Annotated in this window: 17 protein-coding genes; 5 read left to right on the top strand and 12 right to left on the bottom strand. The window is 61.6% G+C overall.

The genetic code is table 11. From position 1 onward, the window contains the following. The first annotated feature begins 122 nt into the window (after positions 1-122). Positions 123-602: an Lrp/AsnC family transcriptional regulator gene (locus APH36_RS18635; RefSeq protein ID WP_016498026.1), complete on the top strand. Its 480-nt coding sequence runs from the start codon at positions 123-125 to the stop codon at positions 600-602. Between the two features lie 110 nt (positions 603-712). Here APH36_RS18635 and cysN read toward each other — a convergent pair whose 3' ends face one another. The 3 genes from cysN to APH36_RS18620 form a co-directional block, all read right to left on the bottom strand. Then, positions 713-2,614 carry a sulfate adenylyltransferase subunit CysN gene (gene cysN / locus APH36_RS18630; RefSeq protein ID WP_060499782.1) on the bottom strand — a complete coding sequence of 634 codons (1,902 nt, stop codon included), beginning with the start codon at positions 2,612-2,614 and terminating at the stop codon, positions 713-715. Positions 2,615-2,630: 16 nt separating this feature from the next. Continuing rightward, positions 2,631-3,548 (bottom strand): sulfate adenylyltransferase subunit CysD, encoded by a 918-nt coding sequence (gene cysD, locus APH36_RS18625; RefSeq protein ID WP_013974136.1) that lies wholly within the window; start codon positions 3,546-3,548, stop codon positions 2,631-2,633. A gap of 194 nt (positions 3,549-3,742) precedes the next feature. Next, a complete protein-coding gene (locus APH36_RS18620) occupies positions 3,743-4,501 on the bottom strand; it encodes a Nif3-like dinuclear metal center hexameric protein (protein WP_060499781.1) in 759 nt (252 codons plus the stop codon). 157 nt (positions 4,502-4,658) lie between these two features. Between APH36_RS18620 and algW the strand changes: the two genes are divergently transcribed. Continuing rightward, positions 4,659-5,819: a Do family serine endopeptidase AlgW gene (algW, locus tag APH36_RS18615; protein WP_019098030.1), complete on the top strand. Its 1,161-nt coding sequence runs from the start codon at positions 4,659-4,661 to the stop codon at positions 5,817-5,819. Between the two features lie 31 nt (positions 5,820-5,850). Here the strand turns inward: algW and APH36_RS18610 are convergent, their stop codons facing one another. The 4 genes from APH36_RS18610 to APH36_RS18595 form a co-directional block, all read right to left on the bottom strand. Beyond that, on the bottom strand, positions 5,851-6,615 hold the full coding sequence (locus APH36_RS18610; RefSeq protein ID WP_003251792.1) for an amino acid ABC transporter ATP-binding protein: 765 nt from the start codon (positions 6,613-6,615) through the stop codon (positions 5,851-5,853). 10 nt (positions 6,616-6,625) lie between these two features. After that, positions 6,626-7,723: an amino acid ABC transporter permease gene (locus APH36_RS18605; protein WP_060499780.1), complete on the bottom strand. Its 1,098-nt coding sequence runs from the start codon at positions 7,721-7,723 to the stop codon at positions 6,626-6,628. 10 nt (positions 7,724-7,733) lie between these two features. Then, positions 7,734-8,912, bottom strand: a complete 1,179-nt coding sequence (locus APH36_RS18600) for an amino acid ABC transporter permease (RefSeq protein WP_060499779.1) — start codon at positions 8,910-8,912, stop codon at positions 7,734-7,736. Between the two features lie 67 nt (positions 8,913-8,979). Further along, complete coding sequence (locus APH36_RS18595; protein ID WP_016713531.1) at positions 8,980-10,008, bottom strand: amino acid ABC transporter substrate-binding protein; 1,029 nt, start codon at positions 10,006-10,008, stop codon at positions 8,980-8,982. A 332-nt stretch (positions 10,009-10,340) separates the two neighbouring features. Here APH36_RS18595 and APH36_RS18590 point away from each other — a divergent pair, with 332 nt between their 5' ends. Next, positions 10,341-10,997 (top strand): alpha/beta hydrolase, encoded by a 657-nt coding sequence (locus tag APH36_RS18590; protein WP_060499778.1) that lies wholly within the window; start codon positions 10,341-10,343, stop codon positions 10,995-10,997. Between the two features lie 101 nt (positions 10,998-11,098). Beyond that, positions 11,099-12,562: an ATP-dependent RNA helicase RhlB gene (rhlB, locus tag APH36_RS18585; RefSeq protein WP_060499777.1), complete on the top strand. Its 1,464-nt coding sequence runs from the start codon at positions 11,099-11,101 to the stop codon at positions 12,560-12,562. Between the two features lie 128 nt (positions 12,563-12,690). On the opposite strand, the gene moaE is transcribed toward rhlB, so the two are convergent. The 5 genes from moaE to APH36_RS18560 form a co-directional block, all read right to left on the bottom strand. Further along, positions 12,691-13,137 carry a molybdopterin synthase catalytic subunit MoaE gene (gene moaE / locus APH36_RS18580; RefSeq protein WP_060499776.1) on the bottom strand — a complete coding sequence of 149 codons (447 nt, stop codon included), beginning with the start codon at positions 13,135-13,137 and terminating at the stop codon, positions 12,691-12,693. Positions 13,138-13,139: 2 nt separating this feature from the next. Beyond that, a complete protein-coding gene (gene moaD / locus APH36_RS18575) occupies positions 13,140-13,385 on the bottom strand; it encodes a molybdopterin converting factor subunit 1 (RefSeq protein WP_060499775.1) in 246 nt (81 codons plus the stop codon). Then, positions 13,385-13,855: a cyclic pyranopterin monophosphate synthase MoaC gene (gene moaC / locus APH36_RS18570; RefSeq protein ID WP_003251775.1), complete on the bottom strand. Its 471-nt coding sequence runs from the start codon at positions 13,853-13,855 to the stop codon at positions 13,385-13,387. Before moaC ends, moaD begins: the two co-directional genes overlap by 1 nt. A gap of 106 nt (positions 13,856-13,961) precedes the next feature. Further along, positions 13,962-15,356 (bottom strand): PhoH family protein, encoded by a 1,395-nt coding sequence (locus APH36_RS18565; protein ID WP_012274097.1) that lies wholly within the window; start codon positions 15,354-15,356, stop codon positions 13,962-13,964. 272 nt (positions 15,357-15,628) lie between these two features. Next, positions 15,629-16,765 carry a polysaccharide deacetylase family protein gene (locus APH36_RS18560; RefSeq protein WP_060499774.1) on the bottom strand — a complete coding sequence of 379 codons (1,137 nt, stop codon included), beginning with the start codon at positions 16,763-16,765 and terminating at the stop codon, positions 15,629-15,631. 138 nt (positions 16,766-16,903) lie between these two features. Here APH36_RS18560 and yaaA point away from each other — a divergent pair, with 138 nt between their 5' ends. Continuing rightward, entirely contained in the window at positions 16,904-17,683 is a 780-nt protein-coding gene (gene yaaA / locus APH36_RS18555) for a peroxide stress protein YaaA (protein ID WP_060499773.1), read from the top strand. Positions 17,684-17,712 lie beyond the last annotated feature (29 nt).

Below are 17,712 nucleotides of genomic sequence, written 5' to 3'. Positions count from 1 at the left end.
CAGCCTCTTGTGGTTTGTTATAAGCTTATGCCACCGAGCTGCCCGATTTTTTCCAAAATAGCCCACCCATCTGCGTGCTTGTTGGAACAAAAACAATAATCAACGGACCAGGAGGGCAAAACATGCCTTCAAGCCTCGACCGCACCGACCGCGCCCTGCTCGCGGCCCTGCAAGACAACGCCCGCCTTACCGTCGCCGAACTCGCCGACCAGGTGGCGCTCACCACCTCACCCTGCTGGCGACGGGTCAAGCTGCTGGAAGACAACGGCTACATCACTGGCTACCAGGCCATTCTCTCGCCCAAGTCGCTAGGGTTTGGCGTGACCGCGTTCGTCAGCATCATGATGGACTCGCACACCAAGGACATGGCACTGGCGTTCGAGCAGCGGCTGATGGAAATCCCTGAGATCGTGGCCTGCCATAACATCTCCGGGCGCTATGACTTTTTGCTGGAGATCCTGGCAAGGGACCTGGAGTCGTTCGGGGAATTCACTCGGGAAGTGCTGCAGCGGTTGCCGGGGGTGAAGGAGATCTATTCGAGTTTTTCCTACAAGGCGGTGAAGGAAAGACGGGTGATACCTGTGTCGGAGAAACACATCTAAGTGGCTCCTACATCTGAACATTGGTTAATGATCAAGCAGAGAACCTGTGGGAGCCGGAACCAGACAATAAAAAAACCCGCCGAAGCGGGTTTTTAATTGCAGGCCAGCGCTTAGATCGCGCCACGCTGGCGCAGCACGTCCAGCACCAGCTTCACGCCTTCATCCACGCTGGTGGACTGGGTGTCGATCACCAGATCCGCATCCAGCGGCACATCGAACGGGAAGCTTTCGCCCGGGATGTTGTCGCCACCGGCAGCGTACAGGCCTTGTGGGTCACGCTCACGGCAGGCCAGCGGCGATGCCTGAACGTACACAGTCACCAGTCGGTCTTTGCCGATCAGCGCCTTGGCCTGCTCGCGGCCTTCGGCATCCGGGGCCACGAACGCAGCCAGGGTCAGCAAGCCGGCTTCGTTGAACTGGCGCGCCACATGGGCGGCGCGGCGCCAGTTCTCGGTGCGCCCGGCACGGTCCTGTGGCAGGCCCTTGTTCAGGTCGTGGCGCAGGTTCTGGCCGTCGAGCACGTACACCGCACGGCCCATATCGAACAGCTTGCGCTCCACGGCATACGCCAGGGTGCTCTTGCCAGCGCCGGACAGGCCGCTGAACAGCACGGTGGCTGGCTGCTGACCAAAGCGCAGTGCACGCTCCTCGGTGGACACGTGAGCCTGCTTGCCATGCTGGCCGGTGCTGCCGTGCGGCAGTACTGGCGGGGCGATGATCATGCCGGCGCCGACGGTGCCGTTGGTCAGGCGGTCGATGACGATGAACGCACCGGTGGTGCGGTTGCTGTCGTAACCGTCCAGCGCGATCGAAGCGTCCAGGGCAACCTTCACGCGGCCGATCTCGTTCAGTTGCAGTGCGCTGGCAGCGCCCTGCTCCAAGGTATTCACGTCAACCTTGTGGGTGATGCTGGCAACCGAGCCCGGCACGTAGCTGGTGGCGCGCTTGATGTCGTACTTCTTGCCCGGCAGCATCGGCTCTTCGGCCATCCACACCAGCATGGCGTCGAACTGGTCGGTCACCGGCGGTACGTTGTCGGCGTGTACCAGCAGGTCACCACGGGAGATGTCGATCTCGTCTTCCATGGTCAGGGTCACGGCCTGGCCTGGGCCTGCGTTTTCCAGTTCACCCTCATAGGTGACGATGGACTTGACGCGGCTGCTCTTGCCCGACGGCAGCACGACGATTTCGTCGCCCTTGTGTACCACGCCGCTGGCGATGGTGCCGGCGAAGCCGCGGAAGTTCAGGTTCGGGCGGTTCACGTACTGCACCGGGAAGCGCAGGTCGGTGAAGTTGCGGTCGGCCGACACTTCGACGGTTTCGAGGATTTCCATCAGCGTCGGGCCGGCGTACCACGGCGAACGCTCGCTGTGGTTGACCACGTTATCGCCCTTGAGCGCCGACATCGGCACGAAGTGCAGGCTGCTTGGGGTCAGGTTGATGGCGTCGGCAAACTTCAGGTAATCCGCCTTGATCGACTCGAAGACGTCCTGATCGAAGCCTTTGAGGTCCATCTTGTTGACCGCGACCACGATGTGCTTGATGCCCAGCAACGAAGCGATGTAGCTGTGGCGGCGGGTCTGGGTCTGCACGCCGTAGCGGGCATCGACCAGGATGATCGCCAGGTCGCAGGTGGACGCACCGGTGGCCATGTTGCGGGTGTACTGCTCGTGGCCCGGGGTGTCGGCAATGATGAACTTGCGCTTGGCGGTGGAGAAGTAGCGGTAGGCGACATCGATGGTGATGCCCTGCTCGCGCTCGGCCTGCAGGCCATCTACCAGCAGTGCCAGGTCGACTTCTTCGCCGGTGGTGCCGACTTTCTTCGAATCACGGGTGATGGCTTCGAGGTGGTCCTCGTAGATCATCTTCGAGTCGTGCAGCAGGCGCCCGATCAGGGTGCTCTTGCCGTCATCCACGTTACCGCAGGTGAGGAAACGCAGCAGTTCTTTGCGCTCGTGCTGAGCCAGATAAGCGAGGATATCTTCGCTGATCAAATCGGATTGGTGCGACATGGAGTAACCCTGAAAATTAGAAGTAGCCCTGACGTTTTTTGTCTTCCATGGAACCGGCGCCATCGTGGTCGATGACTCGGCCCTGGCGCTCGGAAGTGCGCGTCAGGAGCATTTCCTGAATGATGTCGGTGAGCGTTTCGGCTTCCGACTCGACAGCCCCCGTCAACGGGTAGCAACCGAGGGTACGGAAACGCACCTTCTTCTTGACGATGCGCGCTTTCTCTTCATCGGTGAGATGCTCGAGGATGCGCTCGTCGTCGATCATGATCAGGGTGCCGTTCTTCTCGATCACTTCGCGCTCAGCGGCGAAGTACAGCGGCACGATCGGGATGCCTTCGAGGTAGATGTACTGCCAGATGTCCAGCTCGGTCCAGTTCGACAGCGGGAAGACGCGGATCGACTCGCCCTTGTTGACCTTGCCGTTGTAGACGTTCCACAGCTCGGGGCGCTGGTTTTTCGGGTCCCAGCGGTGCTTGCTGTCCCGGAACGAATACACACGCTCCTTGGCCCGCGACTTCTCTTCGTCGCGGCGCGCGCCACCGAAGGCGGCATCGAAACCATGCTTGTCCAGTGCCTGCTTCAGGCCCTGGGTTTTCATGATGTCGGTGTGCTTGGAGCTGCCATGGGTGAACGGGTTGATGCCCTGCGCCACACCCTCGGGGTTGACGTGGGTGATCAGTTCCAGGCCCATTTCCTCGACCATCTTGTCGCGGAAGCTGTACATCTCCTGGAATTTCCACTGGGTGTCGACGTGCATCACCGGGAACGGCAGCTTACCCGGGAAGAAGGCCTTGCGCGCCAGGTGCAGCATCACGGCGGAATCCTTGCCGATCGAGTACAGCATCACCGGGTTATCGAACTCGGCGGCCACCTCGCGGATAATGTGGATGCTCTCCGCCTCCAGCTGTTTCAAGTGCGTCAGTTTGTCGACCATGGCTACTCACGAAAAACGATCTTATGGACGGCCTGCGGGCCGTGTTCGAGCGAGCCACTTTATCACAGCGGGTGCTTCTATTTAGGAGGCGGGCTAGATCGAAAAGGTCTAACGATATGACTGGGGGTTTGGGCTGAAACGGGGCCGCCCTGCGGCCCTTCGCGGGCATGCCCGCGAAACAGGCGACGCCGATCTCAGATGGGGTTCGGGCAATCGATAAACAGATGCTCCACGGCAAACCGCCGCGCCAGGTAATCACCCAACGCCTGCACCCCATATCGCTCGGTGGCATGGTGCCCGGCCGCGATGAAGCTGACGCCATTCTCCCGTGCACTGTGGTAGGTCTGCTCGGATGCCTCTCCGGTAAGGTACAAGTCCACTCCGGCCGCAATCGCCGTATCGATGTAACCCTGCCCGCCACCGGTGCACCAGCCGACCCGGCGGATCATCTCGTCTCCCTCCACCAGCAACGGCTCACGTCCCAGCACTTCCTGCACGCGCCGGGCAAAGTCGCGGGCCGTCATCGGTTCGACCAGCGAGCCGACCAGTCCCACCACCTTGGGGCTTTCCGGGTCCAGCGGCCCTTCGACGGTGATGTCCAGTTGCCGTGCCAGCTGCACGTTGTTGCCCACGTCCGGGTGCACATCCAGCGGCAGGTGAAACGCCAGCAGGCTGATATCGTTGTTCAGCAGGGTCTTCAGCCGACGCTGACGAATGCCTGTGATGCACGGGTTCTCACCCTTCCAGAAGTAACCATGGTGCACCAGTACCAGGTCGGCCTCGGCCTCGACTGCGGCATCCAGCAACGCCTGGCTGGCGGTAACACCGCTGACGATGCGGCTGACCTGCGGCCGGCCTTCGACCTGCAGGCCATTGGGGCAATAATCCTGGATCTTCGCGCTGCCCAGGTAGCGTTCGGCTTCCTCGACCAGGGTGTTGAGAGCGACGGCCATGAAAATCTCCTCGAAAACTGCGCTTTTCTCGGGCGCAACGCCCGTATAATGCCGGCCATTATGGGCCGTCGCCGGCACTGGGGGAACCGGTGTATGATCGCGCGCGCTCATGCCCCACTGCGCGGCCAATGGCCCCTGCTCTTTCCAGGATTCGTTCATGTTCAAGGCGTTTCGTTACTTTGGCTGGCCCCTGCTCACCGGCGTGCTGATCGCCATGCTGATCATCCAGCGCTTCCCGGAATGGGTCGGCCTGCCCAGCCAGGACGTCAACCTGCAACAGGCGCCACAAACCACCCGCATCATGCAGGGCCCGGTGTCTTACGCCGACGCGGTGACGCTGGCCGCGCCTGCGGTGGTCAACCTGTACACCACCAAAGTGGTGAACAAAAGCGCCCACCCATTGTTCGAAGACCCACAGTTCCGCCGCTTCTTCGGCGACAACCTGCCCAAGCAGCGCCGCTGGGAGTCGAGCCTGGGCTCGGCAGTGATCATGAGCCCCGAGGGCTACCTGCTGACCAATAACCATGTCACCAGCGGGGCCGACCAGATCGTCGTGGCGTTGAAGGATGGCCGCGAAACCCTGGCCCGGGTGATCGGCAGCGACCCGGAAACCGACTTGGCAGTGCTGAAGATCGACCTGAAGAACCTGCCGGCGATCACCATCGGCCGTTCCGACACCATTCACATCGGCGACGTGTCGCTGGCCATCGGCAACCCGTTCGGCGTCGGCCAGACCGTCACCATGGGTATCATCAGCGCCACCGGCCGTAACCAGCTGGGCCTGAACAACTACGAAGACTTCATCCAGACCGACGCCGCCATCAACCCGGGTAACTCGGGCGGCGCCTTGGTCGATGCCAATGGCAACCTGGTCGGTATCAATACCGCGATCTTCTCCAAGTCGGGCGGTTCGCAGGGCATCGGCTTCGCCATTCCGGTGAAACTGGCGCTGGAGGTGATGAAGTCGATCGTCGAGCATGGCCAGGTGATCCGTGGCTGGCTGGGCATCGAAGTGCAGCCGCTGAGCCAGGAGCTGGCCGAGTCGTTCGGCATGAAGGACCGCCCGGGTATCGTGGTGGCGGGCATCTTCCGCGAAGGGCCGGCGGCCAAGGCCGGGCTGCAACTGGGTGACGTGATTCTGAGCATCAACGGGGAACCGGCCGGTGACGGGCGCAAGTCGATGAACCAGGTGGCACGGATCAAGCCCAACGAGAAGATCACCATCGAGGTGATGCGCAACGGGCAGCAGTTGAAGCTGATTGCCGAGGTGGGGCTGCGGCCACCACCTGCTCCAGCAGCCACACAAGAAGAGAAGTAAAAAATGGGGCCGCTTAGCGGCCCCATTTGCATCAGTGCAGGATCTGGCTGAGGAACAACTTGGTCCGGTCACTGCGCGGCCGGTCGAAGAAGTCATCCGGCGCCGCCTGCTCCACGATCTCCCCCTTGTCCATGAAGATCACCCGGTTCGCCACGGTGCGGGCGAAGCCCATTTCGTGGGTTACACAGAGCATGGTCATGCCATCCTCGGCCAAGCCCACCATGGTATCGAGCACTTCCTTGACCATTTCCGGGTCCAGCGCCGAGGTCGGTTCGTCGAACAGCATGATCTTCGGCTTCATGCACAGTGCACGGGCAATCGCCACACGCTGCTGCTGGCCACCGGACAACTGCCCCGGGTACTTGTGCGCCTGCTCCGGAATACGCACGCGCTCCAGATAATGCATGGCAATTTCTTCGGCCTTGCGCCGGGGCATCTTGCGCACCCACATCGGTGCCAGGGTGCAGTTTTCCAGAATGCTCAGGTGTGGGAACAGGTTGAAGTGCTGGAACACCATGCCCACCTCGCGGCGGATGGCCTCGATCTGCTTGAGGTCGTTGGTCAGCTCCACACCATCCACCACGATGCGCCCCTGCTGGTGTTCTTCCAGGCGGTTGAGGCAACGGATGGTGGTGGACTTGCCCGAACCGGACGGCCCGCACAGTACGATTCGCTCGCCCTGGCGCACGTTCAGGTTGATGTCCTTGAGCACATGGAACTGGCCATACCACTTGTTCACACCCTGCATCTGGATGATGCCTTCGGGGCCGGCAGGCTGCTTGATCGCTTCACTCATTTCGAAACTCCTAACGCTTGTGGCCAGTGTCCAGCTTGCGCTCCAGGTGCATGGAGTAGCGGGACATACCGAAACAGAAAATCCAGAACACCAGGGCGGCGAACACATAGCCCTCGGTGGCCATGCCCAGCCAGGCCGGGTCGGCGGCGGCTTGCTTGACGCTGTTCAGCAGGTCGAACAGGCCGATGATGATCACCAGGCTTGTGTCCTTGAACAGGGCAATGAAGGTATTGACGATGCCGGGAATAACCAGCTTGAGCGCCTGCGGCAGAATCACCAGGCCCATCGCGCGCCAGTAGCCCAGGCCCATGGCCGCAGCGGCTTCGTACTGGCCCTTGGGAATGGCTTGCAGGCCCCCGCGTACCACTTCGGCGATGTACGCCGACTGGAACAGGATCACGCCGATCATCGCCCGCAGCAGCTTGTCGAAGCTCATGCCTTCAGGCAGGAACAACGGCAGCATCACCGACGACATGAACAGCACGGTGATCAACGGCACGCCGCGCCAGAACTCGATGAAAGTCACGCACACCACCTTAACGGCCGGCATGCGCGAACGCCGCCCCAGGGCCAGCAGGATCCCCAGCGGCAAGGCGCCAACGATACCCACGGTGGCGATCACCAGGGTCAGCATCAGCCCACCCCACTGGCTGGTGGCCACGGTTTCCAGGCCAAGCAGGCCGCCATGCAGCAGGGTGTAGGCCAGGATCGGGTACAGCACCAGGAACCCCAGGCCATAGAAGGCCTTGCGCGGGAAACGCTTGATGAACAGCGGCGCAGCGCCGAGCACGGCAAGCCACACGGTCAGGTCCACGCGCCAGCGCAACTCCAACGGGTAATAGCCGTACATGAACTGGCCGAAGCGCTGCTGCACGAACACCCAGCAGGCGCCTTCCTTGGTGCAGTCGGCGCGGGTGGTGCCGACCCAGTTGGCGTCGATCAACGCCCACTGGATGAGCGGCGGCACGATCAACCACACCAGGTAGATGGCAAACAGGGTCAGCAGCGTGTTGAGCCAGCTGGAAAACAGATTGGCACGCATCCATGCGAGCACGCCGACGGTTTTCACCGGTGGCGGCATGTCGGGTTTGAAAACATGGGCATTCACAGGCGTATCCTCACCGCTCGATCAGCGCAATGCGCTTGTTGTACCAGTTCATCAGCAGCGAAATGCTGATGCTGATGGCGAGATAGACACTCATGGTGATCGCAATCACCTCGATGGCCTGGCCGGTCTGGTTGAGCACGGTACCGGCAAACAGCGAGACCATCTCTGGATAGCCGATACCGGCCGCCAGCGACGAGTTTTTCGCCAGGTTCAGGTATTGGCTGGTCAGCGGCGGAATGATCACCCGCAGTGCCTGGGGGATGATCACCTTGCGCAGGGTCGGCCCCTCGCGCAGGCCCAGCGAGCGTGCGGCTTCGGTCTGGCCGTGGCTGACCGAACGGATGCCTGAACGCACGATTTCGGCAATGAAGGCGGCCGTATAGATCGTCAGGGCCAGGGTCAGCGCCAGCAGCTCGGGGATCAATACCCAGCCACCGACGAAGTTGAAGCCTTTCAGTTGCGGCACTTCCCAGGTCACCGGGCTACCGAACAGCAGCACGCTCAAACCCGGAATGGCGACGAACAACGCCAGCCCCACCCAGAACTTGTGAAACGGCACGCCGGTCTCGTCGAAGCGCTTGTTGGCGTAACGCACCATCGCCACGATCGCCACCACCGCCACGGCCAAGGCAACAACGAACGGCCAGAAGCCGTCGGCCATCGAAGCGCCGGGCATGTTCAGGCCACGGTTGCTGATAAAGAAGGTGTCGTCGATGTTGATGCTGCCCCGCGGTCCCGGCAGGGTCAGAAACACGGCGAAGTACCAGAACAGGATCTGCAACAACGGCGGGATGTTGCGGAAGGTTTCGACATACACGGTCGCCAGCTTGTTGATCATCCAGTTAGGCGACAACCGCGCCACACCGATGATGAACCCCAGGATCGTCGCCAGAATGACACCGATGAAGGTCACCAGCAGGGTATTGAGCAGGCCGATGACGAACACCCGCGCATAGCTGTCGGATTCGACATACGGGATCAGGTGCTGGGCGATGCCGAAGCCGGCACTGCGGTCGAGAAAGTCGAAGCCCGAGGTAATCCCCCGGTGTTGCAGGTTGGTTTGCGTGTTGTGGAACAGGTACCAGCCCAGGCCGACCACGAGAACGATCGTGAGGATCTGGAACAGCCACGCGCGCACACGCGGATCGTTAAGGGACAAGCCCTTGGGTGCGCCGATTTGATTTTGCATGAAGTGCCCCGGACAGTAGGGATTCGAACAGCCTGCGGCGGCGGGATGCCGCCGCAGGGTGCAGCCATCAGCGCACAGGTGGCGCGTACTGGATGCCGCCGTTGTTCCACAGGGCGTTCATGCCACGGTCGATCTTCAGGTCGGTGCTCTGGCCCAGGTTCTTCTCGAACACTTCGCCGTAGTTGCCGACTTGCTTCACGATTTGCACTACCCAGTCTTTGGGCAGCTTGAGGTCCTTGCCGTACTCACCGTCCGCGCCCAGCAGGCGGGCGACGTCCGGGTTTTTGGTGGCCTTGGCTTCGGCCTCGACATTCTTCGAGGTGATGCCCGCCTCTTCGGCGTTGAGCATGGCGAACAGAGTCCATTTGACGATGCTGAACCACTCCTCGTCGCCTTTACGCACCACCGGGCCCAGTGGCTCCTTGGAGATGGTCTCCGGCAGCACCACGTACTCGGTCGGCGCGGCCAGCTTGGAGCGCTGGGCGAACAGCTGCGACTTGTCCGAGGTCAGCACGTCGCAACGGCCCGATTCCAGCGACTTGGCGCTTTCGTCCGAGGTGTCGAAGGTGATCGGCGTGTACTTGAGGTTATTGGCGCGGAAGAAGTCCGACACGTTCAGCTCGGTGGTGGTACCGGCCTGGATACAGATGGTCGCACCATCCAGCTCCTTGGCGCTGGAAACACCCAGCTTCTTGTTGACCAGGAAACCTACGCCGTCATAGTAGGTGACACCGGCGAACACCAGGCCCATGCCGGCATCGCGCGAACTGGTCCAGGTGGTGTTGCGCGACAGCACGTCGACCTCGCCCGACTGCAGGGCGGTGAAGCGTTCCTTGGCGTTGAGCTGGCTGAACTTGACCTTGGTCGCGTCGCCGAACACGGCGGCGGCCACGGCGCGGCACACATCGGCGTCGATACCGACGATCTTGCCCTGCGCATCAGGGACCGAGAAGCCCGGAAGACCGTCGCTCACGCCACACTGGACGAAGCCCTTCTTCTTTACCGCATCGAGGGTGGCGCCAGCCTGGGCGTTGCTCACGGCGCCCAGCGCGGCGGCAGCGGTCAGGACTGCCAGGGTGGTTTTCAACATCTTCATTCACAACCTCCAAATCGCTCTTGTTGTATCGAGCCGGAATTGCACCGCACCCTTTTGAGGCGTATCCGACCCGTATTGGCTTGTTATTGGGTCAATTGGCGCAATGGGCTGTTCTATGACAGCCTTCGCGTGCAAAGGGTGTTACCGTCACGGCCTGCCCTTTGCATCACAGGTTGAATAGCAAAGCGCGTACCAAAATTTCTGGCTGTAGCGTTTAAGCGCTCGTCAAGTAGGGAAAGTTGTATCGTTGCGACATTCTTTTTCCGACAATCATTTCCAGTGCCTTCTTTTCACGCACGCCATAACAAGACCCGCACACTTTCGGAGCAGTCATGACCAACCCGCTGATTCTCGAACCGCAGAAAACCGCCGATGCCTGTGTGATCTGGTTGCACGGTCTGGGTGCAGACCGTTACGACTTCCTACCTGTGGCCGAATTCATGCAGGAGCGCCTGGCCACCACCCGCTTCATCATGCCCCAGGCCCCAACCCGCCCGGTGACCATCAATGGCGGCTACGCCATGCCCAGCTGGTACGACATCAAGGCCATGACCCCGGCCCGCGCCATTGACGAAGCGCAGCTGGAGGAATCGGCCGAACAGGTGATTGCCCTGATCAAGGCCGAGCAGGCCAAAGGCATCAACCTGTCGCGTATTTTCCTGGCCGGTTTCTCCCAGGGTGGCGCGGTGGTGCTGCACACTGCCTATATAAAGTGGCAAGAAGCACTGGGCGGGGTGATTGCCCTGTCCACCTATGCCCCCACCTTCAACGACCAGCACCAGTTGAGTGCGTGCCAGCAACGCACCCCGGCCCTGTGCCTGCACGGCGTGCACGACCCGGTGGTCATCCCGTCCATGGGCCGCACCGCCTTCGAGTACCTGAACACCTGGGGCGTGGCCGCACGCTGGCACGAGTACCCGATGGAGCACGAGGTGGTGGTCGAGGAGCTGAACGACATCCACGAATGGCTGGCCAAGCAACTGCAATAAGCGAGGACCGCCTGTAGTTGTAGGGCTATTCCACTACGCCGCGCCCGGTTCTTGCATTACACTGCCCGGCGTACATTCCTTAACCAGTTGATGAGACGATCGTGCTCAAGGCACTCAAGAAAATATTCGGCAAGGGAGACGCCGCGCCACAGGCCGCCGCTCCTGCTGCCAGCGTGTCGCCGCCTGCGCCCGCCCCGGCCACAGAGGCCCGGCCCGCGCCCAAACCGGCCGCCCCACGCGCCAAACCTGCCCCAAAGGCCGAACAGCCCACCGCCGCCACGCCAGCCGCCGACACCCCGGCCAAGGAAAAACCGCGTCGCGAACGCAAGCCCAAGCCGCAGGCCAGCCTGTGGAAGCCGGAAGACTTCGTGGTCGAGCCACAGGAAGGCAAAACCCGCTTCCACGACTTCAAGCTGTCCAACGAGCTGATGCACGCCATCCACGACCTGGGCTTCCCGTACTGCACGCCGATCCAGGCGCAGGTGCTGGGTTACACCCTGCGTGGCCAGGACGCCATCGGCCGGGCGCAGACCGGTACCGGCAAAACCGCCGCGTTCCTGATTTCGATCATTTCCCAGCTGCAGCAGACGCCGCCGCCCAAAGAGCGTTACATGGGTGAACCGCGCGCGCTGATCATCGCGCCCACCCGCGAGCTGGTGGTGCAAATCGCCAAGGACGCCATCGCCCTGACCAAGTACACCGGCCTGAACGTGATGAGCTTCGTCGGCGGCATGGACTTCGACAAACAGCTCAAGGCCCTGGAAGCTCGCCACTGCGACATCCTGGTCGCCACCCCAGGTCGCCTGCTGGACTTCAACCAGCGCGGCGAAGTGCACCTGGACATGGTCGAGGTGATGGTGCTGGACGAAGCCGACCGCATGCTCGACATGGGCTTCATCCCACAAGTGCGCCAGATCATTCGCCAGACGCCGCCGAAAAGCGAGCGCCAGACCCTGCTGTTCTCGGCCACCTTCACCGACGACGTGATGAACCTGGCCAAGCAGTGGACCACCAACCCGGCCATCGTCGAGATCGAGCCGGAGAACGTGGCCAGCGAAACGGTCGAGCAGCACGTGTATGCCGTGGCTGGCAGCGACAAGTACAAGCTGCTGTACAACCTGGTGACCCAGAACAAATGGGAACGGGTGATGGTGTTTGCCAACCGCAAGGACGAAGTGCGGCGCATCGAGGAGAAACTGGTACGCGACGGCATCAATGCCGCCCAGCTGTCGGGCGACGTGCCGCAGCACAAGCGCATTCGTACCCTGGAAAGCTTCCGCGAAGGGCGCATTACCGTGCTGGTGGCGACGGATGTGGCGGGGCGTGGTATTCACATCGATGGCATCAGCCACGTGATCAACTTCACCCTGCCGGAAGACCCGGATGACTACGTGCACCGCATTGGCCGCACAGGCCGTGCGGGGACCAGTGGCGTGTCGATCAGCTTTGCCGGGGAGGATGACTCCTACCAGCTGCCGGCGATCGAAGAACTGCTGGGGCGCAAGATCAAGTGTGAGATGCCGCCGGATGAGCTGCTGAAGCCGGTGCCGCGCAAGCATCACTGACCGATGCTGGATTCTTCGCGGGCAAGCCCGCTCCCACAGGTACGTCACAGGGCTTTAAATCTGTGCAGTACCTGTGGGAGCGGGCTTACCCGCGAACCGGTGCGAAGCACCGGCCATCAAAAAAAGGCCTACCAGCGCCCCGCCGCATCCTGGTCACTCTGCTTCCCTTCCACCCACCTTGGCCCTTCCTGGGTATTCTCCTTCTTCCAGAACGGCGCCCGGGTCTTCAGGTAGTCCATGATGAAGTTGCAGGCATCGAACGCCGCCTGCCGATGGGCACTGGCCACCCCCACGAACACAATCGGCTCGCCCGGCTCCAGCGCCCCTATGCGGTGCAGCACCTCTACCTTGAGCAACGGCCAGCGCTGCTCGGCCTCCACCACGATCTTGGCCAAGGCCTTTTCGGTCATCCCCGGATAGTGCTCCAGGAACATTCCTGCCACTTCGCGACCGTCGTTGAAATCCCGCACGTAGCCGACAAACCCGACCACCGCACCCACGCCGACATTGGCCGCATGCATGGCATTGACCTCGGCCCCCGGGTCGAACGCGCCTTCCTGCACTCGCACCGCCATGATCAGCCTCCGGTCACCGGCGGGAAGAACGCCACTTCATCGCCCTCTTCCAACGGTTCATCGAGCCTGCACAGCTCTTCGTTGCGCGCACACATCAAGTTTTGCTCAGCCAGCAGCTCATACTTCCCGCCCTTGGCCACCAACGCCTTGCGCACATCGTCGAGCACATTGAATGCACCCTCGACACGCTCGGCATCAACACCCAGCAGCTCGCGGTATCGCGCGAAGTACATCACCTTGACCTTCATCATGCCTCCACCTTGTAGTGCCCGCTCTTGCCACCGAGCTTTTCCAGCAGGCGCACCTGCTCGATGACCATGCCCTTGTCCACCGCCTTGCACATGTCGTAGATCGTCAGCGCGGCAACGCTGGCAGCAGTCAACGCTTCCATCTCCACGCCGGTCTGCCCGGCGAGCTTGCAGCGGGCGACGATACGCACGGCGTCCTGCCCTTCGGCACTGAGTTCGACTTTGACGCTGGTCAGCATCAGTGGGTGGCACAGCGGGATGAGGTCGCTGGTTTTCTTCGCCGCCTGGATCCCGGCGATGCGCGCCACGGCGAACACGTCGCCCTTGGGGTGCTCACCGTCGACGATCATCTGCAAGGTCTGCGGCAACATACGCACCCGCGCCTCGGCGGTGGCCTCGCGCTCGGTCACGGCCTTTTCAGTGACGTCGACCATGTTGGCCCGCCCCTGAGAATCAAGATGTGTCAGCACTGCTCTGCTCCTGTGAAGGGAACAGCCAGTGTAAACCTGTGGGTCAGGTTTGAGCAGAGGGTTCATGCTTGAAGAGGCCGGGCGGCGAACCGCCCGGCGGTGAGGGTTACAGATGCGACTCGGCGTACTCGGCCAGCACCGAACGTGGCACACCCTGCAGGGTGATGTGCACACCATGGGGGAAGTCCTTGAAGCGCTCGGTGAGGTAGGTCAGGCCCGAGCTGGTCGCGGACAGGTAGGGGGTGTCGATCTGCGCCAGGTTGCCCAGGCAGACCACTTTGGAACCCGAGCCTGCACGGGTGATGATGGTTTTCATCTGGTGCGGCGTGAGGTTCTGGCACTCGTCAATCAGGATCAGGCTCTGCTGGAAGCTGCGACCCCGAATGTAGTTAAGCGACTTGAACTGCAACGGCACGCGTTCGAGGATGTACTCCACACTGCCATGGGTGCTTTCGTCATCCATGTGCAAGGCTTCGAGGTTGTCGGTGATGGCACCCAGCCAGGGCTCCATCTTCTCGGCTTCGGTGCCCGGCAGGAAGCCGATTTCCTGGTCCAGCCCCTGCACGCTGCGGGTGGCGATGATGCGCCGGTAGCGCTTGCTGACCATGGTCTGCTCGATGGCTGCAGCCAGCGCCAGGATGGTCTTGCCGGAGCCGGCGGCGCCGGTCAGGTTGACCAGGTGGATATCCGGGTCGAGCAGGGCGAACAGCGCCAGGCTCTGGTGGATGTCGCGAGGCTTCAGGCCCCAGGCTTCCTGGTGCAGCAGCGGCTCCTGGTGCAGGTCGAGCAATAGCAGCTCGTCGTTGCGGATACCCTTGATCCAGCCGACGAAACCCTGCTCATCGATGATGAACTCGTTGATGTGCACTGCCGGCAGATTGTCGATCATCTGCACCCGATGCCAGGTGCGGCCGCGCTCCTGGCGGGTGTCGACTTTGCTGACGCGGTCCCAGAACGAGCCGGTAACCGAGTGGTAACCCTTGGACAGCAAGGACACGTCATCGACCAGCTGGTCAGTGCTGTAGTCCTCGGCCGCAATGCCACAGGCGCGCGCCTTCAGGCGCATGTTGATATCTTTGGTGACCAGCACCACGTCCAGGTCGGTGCGCCGGCTGCGTACGTCGAGCAGGGTGTTGATGATGATGTTGTCGTTGAGGTTTTCCGGCAGCAACTTGCTCGGTTCGTTGCGCGGGCTCATCAGAATCGACAGAAAGCCCTTGGGACCACTCTTGTTACGCTGGATCGGCACGCCCTGCTCGACATCGCTGGGCGAAGCGTCACCGAGGGTCTGGTCGATCAGGCGGATGGCCTGGCGGCATTCCGCGGCGATGGTCTGTTTGCCAGTCTTGAGCTTGTCGAGTTCCTCCAGCACCGTCATCGGGATGGCGACGTGGTGCTCCTCGAAGTTCAGTAACGCGTTGGGATCGTGAATCAGGACGTTGGTATCGAGCACATAGAGGATTGGCTTGCTGGAGGAAGGGTTGCGTCCTTGGTCATCCATACTCGGTCACCTTATGTCGAAGCCATACGGCACGGTCTGTTGCGCCGCAAAGTGACTACCGCTCTCCCCGTATCCGCGTTGTTACGGGCGGGAAGCGAACCTGGCTAGGTGGGCCTGGATGACGCCACCTGTGCTGCAGGAATCGGCTGTCTGGTTTCTTCATACCGCAAAAGCCATGACCGAAAAAAGCATTTTTACGTCTTTTTGAAGTTTATTTTTCCGATTGACGAAGAGGCCTTGGCGGCGAGGCCAGACGGGACTACGCTCAGAAGTCATACCCCTTGTTCGCTATATCCATATTCCCGGCAATCTTCCCAGCCAATCCCGCTTTGGGCGGTGTTGCGTAGCAACCATTCCACCGCCGGTTGGGCCTTGGGCAGGCTGTCGTGGAACTGGATTACCCCTTTGCGCCACAACAGCATCAGGGTCAGTACCCGCTGCGCCGAGGCCTCTGCGCTCAAAACGCCATCATCCTGGGCATCGATATCCCACAGCGATACCCGCAACTGTTGGCTAGCCATGAACGCGTCGCCATCGGCACGGCGTTGGCCATAAGGCGGGCGGAACAGCGGCACATATTGTTCTGGCAGGTCAGCCTGCACCCGCGCCTGGCTACGTCGCAGCGAGTCCTGCCAATCCGTCCACTGGGCATGGGAGCGGTATTCCCAGCCTTGAATACCCACGCACTGCCCGCGATACAGTTGGCGCACCGCATTCGCCGCCCCCGCATCACGGCGTTGTTGCAGGCGGTTACCCAGCACGAAGAAGGTGCCCTGAAGCTTCTGCCGACGCAGGTAATCCGTCAGCATGTCGGTATTCCCGTCGTCCGGCCCAGGCCCGCCAACGAAGGTCAGCAGGAACATGCGGTCGTTCAGCTCATCACCATTGCGCTCGCGCGAAGACAGCCGTTCGACCTCGCTGCTGGTCTGCGGCAGCAGCGCCGCCTTGCGCAATTGTTCGTCCAGGTAGCGCACATGGAACTGATGGCTCGGCTCGATCCAACCGGTATAGAACGTGCCGACATCAGCAGCGAACGTTGCCGCCTGGGCACGTAAATCCGCCATGGAAGTTACCGGATAGCAAAACGATGCATCCTGCACGCAACTGCGCTGCGCCTGTTGATAACCCTCCGATAACCGCTGCCACATGCGCGCCCGCACCTGACGCACCTTCTGCAGATTGATCTGCCGCAACCCCAGCCGCGCCGCCAGCGCCGCATCGTCCAGCAATTCGCTCTCATGCAGCACTTGGGCGAACGAAAGAATCTCGGCCCGCGAGGCCACATCGAACAGCGCGGGGCTATCCAGCTGTTCGGGCCACAGGCTGCGGTCCAGGCTGACCTGGGGTGAAGGGGCGGCTTGCACGGCACAGCTCAACAGAGCGGCCAGCAAGGCAAAGACGATGCGCACGGTGTAAGGCTCCGCAACGGCAAAACGCGAACTATAGCGCCTGCACCGCCCCATGGTCTGTGACTATCGTCGTCATAGTTTGGACTTGCACCGCCCACCCCGTAGAATCCACGGCCAACGATGCCAGGAGCCGACCCGATGCTGACGGTGATTTCCCCCGCCAAGACCCTCGATTACGACACCAAGCCGGTGACCGAGCGTTTCACCCTGCCCCAGTACCTGGACGACTCCCAGGAGCTGATCCAGCAACTGCGCGAGCTGTCGCCTGCACAAATCAGCGAACTGATGCACCTGTCCGACAAGCTCGCCGGCCTGAATGCCGCCCGCTTCGGCAGCTGGACCCCGGACTTCACCCCGGCCAATGCCAAGCAGGCGCTGCTGGCGTTCAAGGGTGACGTATACACCGGCCTCGACGCCGAGAGCCTGGATGAAGACGACTTCAGCTATGCGCAAGACCACCTGCGCATGCTCTCGGGCCTGTACGGCCTGCTGCGCCCGCTGGATTTGATGCAGCCCTATCGCCTGGAAATGGGCACCAAGCTGGCCAACGTCCGCGGCAAGGACCTGTATGCCTTCTGGGGCACACGCATCAGCGAATGGCTGAACCAGGCCCTGGCTGAACAAGGTGATGACGTGCTGCTGAACCTGGCCAGCAACGAGTACTTCAGTGCCGTGAAACGCAGCGCACTGAAGGCCCGGGTGATCAACGTCGACTTCAAGGACCTGAAGAACGGCCAGTACAAGATCATCAGCTTCTACGCCAAGAAAGCCCGCGGTATGATGAGCCGCTTTGTTATCCAGCAACGCATCAGCGACCCGGAGCAGCTCAAGCAGTTTGATGTGCAGGGGTACTACTACAGCGCCGAGCAGTCCAAGGCTGATCATCTGGTGTTTTTGCGGGATCATCCGGGCGATTGATCCGGCATTTGCGCAGCTCTTGAGATCGA

Origin of the sequence: Pseudomonas sp. NBRC 111133, from assembly GCF_001320605.1 — a bacterium.
Lineage (GTDB): Bacteria > Pseudomonadota > Gammaproteobacteria > Pseudomonadales > Pseudomonadaceae > Aquipseudomonas > Aquipseudomonas monteilii.
Note: the sequence above shows the minus strand (reverse complement) of the source record. Positions and strands in the feature narration are given on the sequence as shown.